At 72.5% G+C, this 7,743-nt stretch carries 5 protein-coding genes and 2 pseudogenes; 5 read left to right on the top strand and 2 right to left on the bottom strand.

The features are described from left to right. Both VFO68_RS29415 and VFO68_RS29410 read left to right on the top strand, forming a co-directional pair. Window positions 1-413 (top strand): annotated as a pseudogene (locus VFO68_RS29415) (hypothetical protein); the annotation flags it as partial. A 591-nt stretch (window positions 414-1,004) separates the two neighbouring features. Beyond that, window positions 1,005-1,997, top strand: coding sequence for a Fic family protein (locus tag VFO68_RS29410; RefSeq protein WP_325161666.1), 993 nt, complete (start codon window positions 1,005-1,007; stop codon window positions 1,995-1,997). Here VFO68_RS29410 and VFO68_RS29405 read toward each other — a convergent pair. Then, the gene (locus VFO68_RS29405) at window positions 1,952-3,112 is read right to left on the bottom strand and encodes a hypothetical protein (protein WP_325161665.1); all 1,161 of its coding nucleotides are present in this window, start codon (window positions 3,110-3,112) and stop codon (window positions 1,952-1,954) included. The genes VFO68_RS29410 and VFO68_RS29405 overlap by 46 nt on opposite strands. A 68-nt stretch (window positions 3,113-3,180) precedes the next feature. Next, the gene (locus VFO68_RS29400) at window positions 3,181-3,822 is read right to left on the bottom strand and encodes a sigma-70 family RNA polymerase sigma factor (RefSeq protein ID WP_325161664.1); all 642 of its coding nucleotides are present in this window, start codon (window positions 3,820-3,822) and stop codon (window positions 3,181-3,183) included. 186 nt (window positions 3,823-4,008) lie between these two features. On the opposite strand from VFO68_RS29400, the gene VFO68_RS29395 reads away from it, so the two are divergent. The 3 genes and pseudogenes from VFO68_RS29395 to VFO68_RS29385 form a co-directional block, all read left to right on the top strand. Continuing rightward, window positions 4,009-6,780 carry an AfsR/SARP family transcriptional regulator gene (locus VFO68_RS29395; protein ID WP_325161663.1) on the top strand — a complete coding sequence of 924 codons (2,772 nt, stop codon included), beginning with the start codon at window positions 4,009-4,011 and terminating at the stop codon, window positions 6,778-6,780. A gap of 29 nt (window positions 6,781-6,809) precedes the next feature. Then, a complete protein-coding gene (locus VFO68_RS29390) occupies window positions 6,810-7,124 on the top strand; it encodes a hypothetical protein (protein WP_325161662.1) in 315 nt (104 codons plus the stop codon). Next, window positions 7,121-7,743, top strand: a pseudogene (locus VFO68_RS29385) (RiPP maturation radical SAM protein 1); the annotation flags it as partial. The gene VFO68_RS29390 and the pseudogene VFO68_RS29385, both read left to right, overlap by 4 nt.

Genomic DNA, 7,743 nt, shown 5'->3' with positions numbered 1-7,743 from the left:
CGACGGGTGGCCGGATGCGACCGGTGGAGCAGCCGCAGGCGCGTCCGCCGCAGCCGATGCGGCCGGCGCCCACCGGCGCGCGGATGCGGCCGGTGGAGCAGTACCGGCCGGCCCCCTCGCCGGCCGACACCGAGACCACGGCCCAGATTCCGGTCGTCGGCGCGGACGGCCGGCCGGTCCCGGTGGACACGCAGGGCCGGTTCCGTCCGGTCGACGTCAGCATGCGGTTCCGGCCGATGCCGCCGCCCGGCGCGACGGAGTTGACCGGCCGGATTCCGGTGATCGAGGAGCACGGCTGGCCGCCCGCGCGGCCGACGCCGGACATGACCAGCCGGATCCCCGTGGTGGACGCCCAGGGCCGGATCCGGCCGGTGGACGCGCACGGACGGCTGCTGCCGACCAGGGACAGCTGACCCGGCGAACCCGCGCTTGACACGCGGTCGAACATTTGTTCGACTTGGTGGGTGGTGGCTGTCGCGAACACCGGCGGCCGGGCCTACTCGGGGAGTGCGGATGCGTAACGAGATCACCTGCCGTTCGCGAGCGCGGGCGGTCGGCTCGCCCGGGCCATGAGCTGACCCGGTTCGGCCACGCACCCATTGACGGCGGCTCGCGCCGCCCGTCGGAATTGCTCCGAGCTGCCCAGACAAATGGTCGCTGCCATTTTGGTGCCGCGGGCAATGTCGTCACGCCCTGTCAGCGCCGGACGGGTTGGTGATCTTGAATGTGCACTTTGAAGGGTTTGCTGGTTTTCTGTTCGTTCGGCCAGTCTTGCCGCCATGTCTGACGCAGTGCCCGGAGTGATGGGCCGGTGGTTTCGCACAGAGGGGATCGATGACCTTCCCGACCGGGTACGCCAGCAGGGCGCCTTTCTGCCGCATCCACTTCCCTCGACCGTCCGACTGCATCCACCCACCTACCGAATACTCGCCGAGGCGGAACAGGCGATAGGCCGTTTGGACGAAGCCGCCGCCCGGTTGTCCAATCGGGCGAGTCTGGTGCGTTTGGCGCAACTGCACGATGTGCGCGGTTCCGGCGAACTGCGCGGCGTCCTCGCGGCTTTGCGCGAACTGCTGGTGGCCGATCTGCCCGGCGTGGTCGAGCCGCCCGCGGTGGACCTCAACCTGCGGCGGTATCTGCGGGCCAACGACGAGGCGGTCCGGTGGGTCGGCCGGGGCGGGCCGATCAACCTGGTACTGCTCAGCCGCCTGGCCGGGATTCTGGCCGGAGAGCGGGAATCCCTGGGCCAGTTCAGCGACGACGAGGTGACCGAGGTCGGCTGGCGCACCGGGCCGGCCTGGCTGGGCGGACCCGAGCCGCGCACCGCCTACCTGCTCGCCGTGCCACCCGGCGCGGAACTGCAGACCGGCGGCATGCAATGGTCGGCCTGGGTGGACTCCGGCTGCGAGGCGCCGTTGTTGGCCCGGGTCGCCCTCGGCCACTATCAGTTGGCGGCGCTGTCCCCGGTTCCCTTTGCCGACCATCTGTCCCGGCTGTTCATCACGCTCGCGCTCATCCGCGAGGGTGCGCTGAGCGACCCGATCCTGCCCATTTCGGATTGGCTGAGCCGGTACCGCGACGAATACCGGGACCGGATACTGGCCCTCGCCGGGAGCGGCGACGTGGACGGATTCCTGGTGTTCTTCGGCACCGGCATCGCCGAGCTGTGCCGCTCGCAGATGCGATTCATCCATCGGGCCGAGCGGGTCGTGGAGCTCCACCTGGAACGGATCGGGCGCCGAATGGACGGAATCGTCCGGGTTACCCGCGACCTCGCAGCCACCCCATTGACCACCAATACGCAGATCGCCGAGCGGTGCGGCATCAGCGTGCAGCACGCGGCGAGCCTGACCAAGCAGCTCAAGCGGATGGGCCTGATCCGGAGCCTGAACGGCAAGCCGTACCGCCAGGTGTTCGTGGTGCCGGACGTGATGGATCTGTTCGAGCTGAACTATCCGTTGCCACCGGACAGCGACTCGGAGGTGTTCGGCGACTGAACCGGATCGGGCAACTCGTCGCCGGGCGCGGTGGCGAGCAGGGCCCGGAGCCGGTCGGCCAGGGCGTCGTCGACATCGACGGTCATCGCCAGTCCCTTGCTCCAGTGCCGCTTGGCGGCGCCGTGCGCGCCCCGCGCCCACAGCGCCCGGCCGCACCACTCCAGGATCCGGGCGTGCCGGCGGACCACGTCCGGCACCGGCGCACTGATCTCTGCCAGCGCCGCGTCGGCGGCCGCGAAGTACCCGGCCGCCGAGTCCACCCGGCCGGTCCGGTACAGCGTGGTGCCGATCTGGGCGAGCGCCTCGGCGGCGGGCAGCGCCTCGCCGGCCGAGCGGTGCAGTTCGACCAGTTCCAGGCCGGTGTCGAGCGCCTTGCTCTGCCGGTCCCACTGCCGGTACAGGACGCCGAGATCGGTCAGGATCGCCACGGCGCGAGCGCGGGTCGGCTCGTCCTCCGGACGATCACGCAGCGCGCGCCGCACCAGGGCCAGTGCGCGCACCCACTGAGCCTCGGCCCGCAGCCGGTCCCCGCCGGCGGCGAACGTGCCGGCGCTGCGGCATAACAGGTCGACCAGGGCGGCCGGATCGCGGTCGGCCACCGCGACCGCCTCGCCCGCGTCGGCCAGTTCCTGCCAGAGGGCCGCGTCCCCCGCCGGTCCGGCGCCCGCCCACGCCGCGGCCGCGAGCCCGGTGCCCAGCGGCCGCAGCCCGGCCCGGTCGCAGGCCCGCACGGCGGCCAGCAGTTCGGTGTGGTGCGCGCCGAACCACCGGCCGGCGGCCGCCGGGTCATGGCGCAGCGGGTCCACTGCGTCGGCGTGGTAGCCGGCGAACGCGCGGATGATCGCCACGGCCCGGTCCGGCCCGGCCAGCCGGCTCGCGCTGCCGGTCAGCCAGGTGCGAGCCGAGGGTGTCACCGGATGGACCGGGCCGGGTTTGACCCAGCCGGCCCGGACGAGGTGGCCCATGGCGGCGGCCGCCTGGTCCGGGCCGAGTCCGGCGGCGGTGCCGGCGGCCGGGCTGGACAACACGGTCAGGTCCAGCACGGAGACCACCCGCAGCAGGTCGGCGGCGTCGGGAGGGCAGGCGTCGTAGGCGTGGTCCCACGCCACGCTCACGCCATCCCACCTGTCCACAGCACCCGACCTTGGCACGCTGGTCCGACTATTCCGAGGAGCATCGTGCACTACCGGGCGCCGGCAGGTCCCGAACAACACGGTGTGGGCGGCGTATCAGGCGCGGCACCGCAGCGCTCCGGGAAGGTATGGAGCGGGTCGGGACTCAGCAGGGCGGCGATCGCGGGGGTGCGGCGCACCCGCGCCAGGCAGCGCGCCCGGGTCGGTCCGATCGCCCCGATCGGCATCCCGAGACGGGTGCTGATCTGCGCGTACGGCGTCGGCGGGTCGGAGAACAGCAGGGCAAGCAGTCGGCGGTCGCGGTCGGGCAGTTCACCGAACGCCTGCCGCACCGCCTGCCGGCGCTCGGCGTGCAGCAGCGAGGTGTCCGCCGGCGGCTCGTCGTGGTCGGCGAAGTCCTCGTCGTTGGGGACCTCCCGGCGCCGCGAACCGAGCAGCGTCAGGCACTCGCGCCGCGTGGTGGTGCGCAGCCAGCCGGGCAGCGCGGCCGGCTCGCGGATGGCGGTCAGGTTGACCACCAGGCGCAGCCACACGCTGCCGGCGATGTCGTCGGCGTCCGCGCCCCGGATGCCGTGCCACCGGCACACCGAGAGCACCAGCGGCGCGTACCGGTCGACGATTTCCTGCCAGGCCGACTCCTTACCGCGGCCCGCGTTTTCCAGCAGTGTCGTGACCGGCGAGTCGTAACGCATTTTGGCCCCCCTTTCGCAGCGAATCGTTCGCCGGGTCCGCTCGGAATCGGTTTGTTGATCCCGGGTCGTTCCGGTCATTTCACGATCTCGCCACGCCCTGCTCGGTCACCTTGCGACAACCTTGCGGACCAGGCAGCATCGACAGGTCAGCCGATCAAGCCCTGTCGAGCCCCGGGGGTCCGCTGGATGGAATTCCGGTTGTTCGGGGGTATCGAGCTCGTGGCCGCCGGCCGGGCCCTCGACATCGGAACCCCCCGGCAGCGCGCGGTGTTGGCGGTGCTGGCGGTCGAGGCGGGCCGTCCGGTCGCGATCGAGACGCTGATCGACCGGGTCTGGGATGAGGAGCCGCCGCTCGAGGCGCGCAATGTGCTGTATTCGCATCTGAGCCGCGTTCGGCAACTTCTCAAACGCGCCACCGAGGCCTCCGGAATAGCCGCCCGGCTCGACCGCGGGCTCGCCGGTTATGTCCTGGAAATTGATCCCGAGCTGGTGGATCTGCACCGGTTCACGGCGTTGACCGCCGCTGCCGAGGACACCGGGAGGCCGGAAATCGAGCGGGCCGCGGAGTTGGCGCAGGCGCTGAAGCTGTGGCGTGGTTCGCCGCTGGCCGGAATCTCCGGTGCCTGGGCGGAGCGGGTGCGGGCCGGTTGGCACCGGCGCCGGCTGTCGGCCGTGGTCGCCTGGGGCGGGCTCGAAGTCGATCTCGGGCACGCGGCGACGGTGATCTCCACGGTGTCCGACCTCGTCGCCGAGTACCCGTTGGCGGAGCCGTTGGAGGGCTTGCTGATGCGGGCCTTGCACGCGGCCGGCCGGGACGCCGAGGCGATCGAGCGGTTCGCCGTGGTGCGGGCGCGGCTGGCCGACGAGCTCGGCGCCGACCCGGGTCCGGAGCTGCAGGCCCTGCACGGCGCGATCTTGCGGGGTGAGCTGGCCTCCCCCGACAGGGGGATTTCCCGGGCGGTCCCGGCGCAGCTGCCGCCGGATGTCGAGGGATTCGCCGCCCGCGAAATCGAATTGCGGTGGCTGGACGAGATGGTGCGCGACGACCGGACCGCGGCACGGACGGTCGTGCTTTCCGGAACGGCCGGAGTCGGAAAGACCACGCTGGCGGTGCATTGGGCGCACCGGGTCCGACACCGCTTTCCCGACGGCCAGCTCTACGTCAACCTGCGCGGGTTCGGTCCGACCGGTTCGCCGGTCGCGCCGGCCGAGGCGGTGCGCACGTTTCTGGACGCGTTCGAGCTGCCGCCGCAGCGGATTCCGGCCGGTTTCGAGGCGCAGGTCGGGCTGTACCGCAGCCTGCTGGCCGACCGGAAGGTGCTGGTGGTGCTCGACAACGCGCACGACGCCGAGCAGGTGCGCCCGTTGCTGCCGGCCGCGCCCGGGTGCCTGGCCCTGGTCACCAGCCGCGACCAGCTCGCCGGCCTGGTCGCCGCCGGCGCGCGCCCGGTGACGCTGGGCCTGTTCGACCGGGGCGCGGCCCGCGAGCTGGTCGGCCGGCGGATCGGGGTGGGCCGCATGGCGAACGAACCCGGGGCGGTGGACGAGATCGTGCGGTTGTGCGCGGGGCTGCCGCTGGCGCTCGCGGTGGTCGCCGCGCGGGCCGCCACGCACCCGACGTTCGGCCTCGCGGCGCTGGCCGGGGAGCTGCGGGAAGCGAGCGGCGGGCTGGACGAGTTCGCCGGCGCCGACCCGGCCACGGATCCACGCGCCGTGTTCTCCTGGTCGTACCTGCAGCTCAGCGCGGCGGGTGCCCGGCTGTTCCGGCTGATCGGGCTGCATCCCGGACCGGACCTGGGCACCCGGGCGGCGGCGAGCCTGGCCGGCCTGCCGATGGGTCAGGTGCGACCGCTGCTGGCCGAGCTCGCCCGGGCGCACCTGATCGCCGAGCACAGTCCCGGCCGGTACAGCTGCCACGACCTGCTCCGCGCCTACGCGGCGGAGCAGGCCTACACGCTGGACACCGCGGCCGACCGGGCGGCGGTCACCCGGCGCGTCCTCGGCCATTACACGCACACCGCCTTCCATGCCGACGGGCTGATCGAGCCGCAGCGGGACCGCGTGCCGGAGCTGACCGGGGTGCCGTCCGGGGTCAGTCCGGAGCGGTTGACCGACCGGACCCGGGCGTTCGCCTGGTTCGAGGCCGAGCACCGGGTCCTGCTGCTGGCCGTCCACCAGGACCCCGAGTTCGACACCGAGGTCTGGGAGCTGGTCTGGTCGATCCGGGGTTTCCTTGCCCACCAAGGACATTGGTTCGACGAGCTGGATGTGCTCGGGGCGGCACTGGCCGCCGCGCAGCGCCTGGGCGACCGGTCCAAGGAGGCCTTCGCCCACTGCTACCTGGGCGCCACCCATGTCTGGCTCGACAAGCACGAGGACGCCCGGCGGTACCTGGAGACGGCGCGGGAGCTGTATGCCGCCGGGGGCGACCTGCTCGGCGAGGCCTACGTCGAGTTCTACCTGTCCTGGATGCTGGAGCGGCAGGACCGGATCGCCGAGGCGCTCGCGCACACCGAACGCGCCCTGGAGCTGTTCCGGTCGGCCGAGCACCGGGCCGGCCAGGCCCGCTGCCTCAACGCGGTCGGCTGGTTCCATGCGCTGCTCGGCGAGCACACCACCGCCATCGAGTACTGCCAGCGCGCGCTCGACCTGCAGATCGAGCTCGGCGACCGGCTCGGCGCCGGCCAGACCTGGCACAGCATCGGGTACGCCCACGAGCAGCGCGGCGATCTCACCCAGGCGATCGCCTGCTACCGCGCCGCGGTCGAGGCGTTCCGCGAGTCCGGGTACCGGGTCAACGAGGCGATGGGCCTGGTCTCGCTCGGCGAGGCGTACCACCGGGCCGGTGACGCCGCCGCGGCCCGGGCCGCGCTGCGCGCCGGTTTCGACATCTACGACCAGCTCGGCCTTCCCGAGGCCGGCGCCGTCCGCGTCCGGCTCGACGCCGGTCCGGACTGAACCACAGGGAATCGAAGGGAGACAACAAGATGGATGGGTTCTCGATCACTGAGGACGAGCTGCGGGACCTCAAGACCAAGCTGACCGATCTGCAGCTCAGCGACGACCAGCGGAAGGTGCTGAATGCGATGATCAAGCTCGCCGGCGACGTGGTCGACGGCGAGCCGGACGAGGCGGCCGAGTCGGCCGGGCCGTCCCTGGCGGGCGCCGTCGCCAGCGCGTTCACCCCGGCCCAGGCCGGTCTGCTCGTGGCCTACGCGGCCGCGCCCGGGCCGTACCACCCGCTCGGGATCAGCAAGAGTCACCCCAGCGGGTCGGCGATCACCGCGATGATCACCAGATGACCGCGGCGGACTGGCCGGTCGTGGTGGTGTCCATGCCGTTCATGCACGCCGACCGCCCGTCCATCCAGCTGGGCCTGCTCAAGGCGATCGGGTCCGCACACGGCTTCCCGGTGCGGACCCTGCACGCCAACCTCGACTTCGCGGCCCGGGTCGGGGTGGACTACTACCGGTTGCTGGCCGAGCAGCGTGGCCGGCTCGTCGGCGACTGGCTGTTCGCGGTCGAGGCGTTCGGCGACGCTGCCCCGGATCCGCACGGGGCGCTGCTCACCGAGTTCGCCGACGAGCTGGCGGAGCTGGCCGGCCCGGCCGGGGTGCGGGACCGGCTGCTGGCCACCCGGGAGCACGACGTGCCGGCCTACCTCGATGCGCTGGTAGACGGTTTTCCTTGGCACGAGGTGAAAGTCGTCGGGTTCAGTTCGACCTTCCAGCAGAACACCGCCTCGTTCGCGCTGGCCCGCCGGCTCAAGCGGCGGTTCCCGGAGCTGGTGACGGTGTTCGGCGGGGCCAACTTCGACGGTGAGATGGGGCTGGAGCTGGTGCGGTCGGTGGACTGCGTCGACTACGCCGTCGTCGGCGAGGGCGACACCGCGTTCCCGGCCCTGCTGGCCGGCCTCGCCGA

Source organism: Actinophytocola sp. (genome assembly GCF_035712165.1).
Lineage (GTDB): Bacteria > Actinomycetota > Actinomycetes > Mycobacteriales > Pseudonocardiaceae > DASYTH01.
Note: the sequence above shows the minus strand (reverse complement) of the source record. Positions and strands in the feature narration are given on the sequence as shown.

Coding starts and splice junctions, on each gene's coding strand:
- VFO68_RS29395 (WP_325161663.1), top strand. CDS start 4,009: ATGGAATTCCGGTTGTTCGGGGGTATCGAGCTCGTGGCCGCCGGCCGG.
- VFO68_RS29390 (WP_325161662.1), top strand. CDS start 6,810: ATGGATGGGTTCTCGATCACTGAGGACGAGCTGCGGGACCTCAAGACC.
- VFO68_RS29400 (WP_325161664.1), bottom strand. CDS start 3,822: ATGCGTTACGACTCGCCGGTCACGACACTGCTGGAAAACGCGGGCCGC.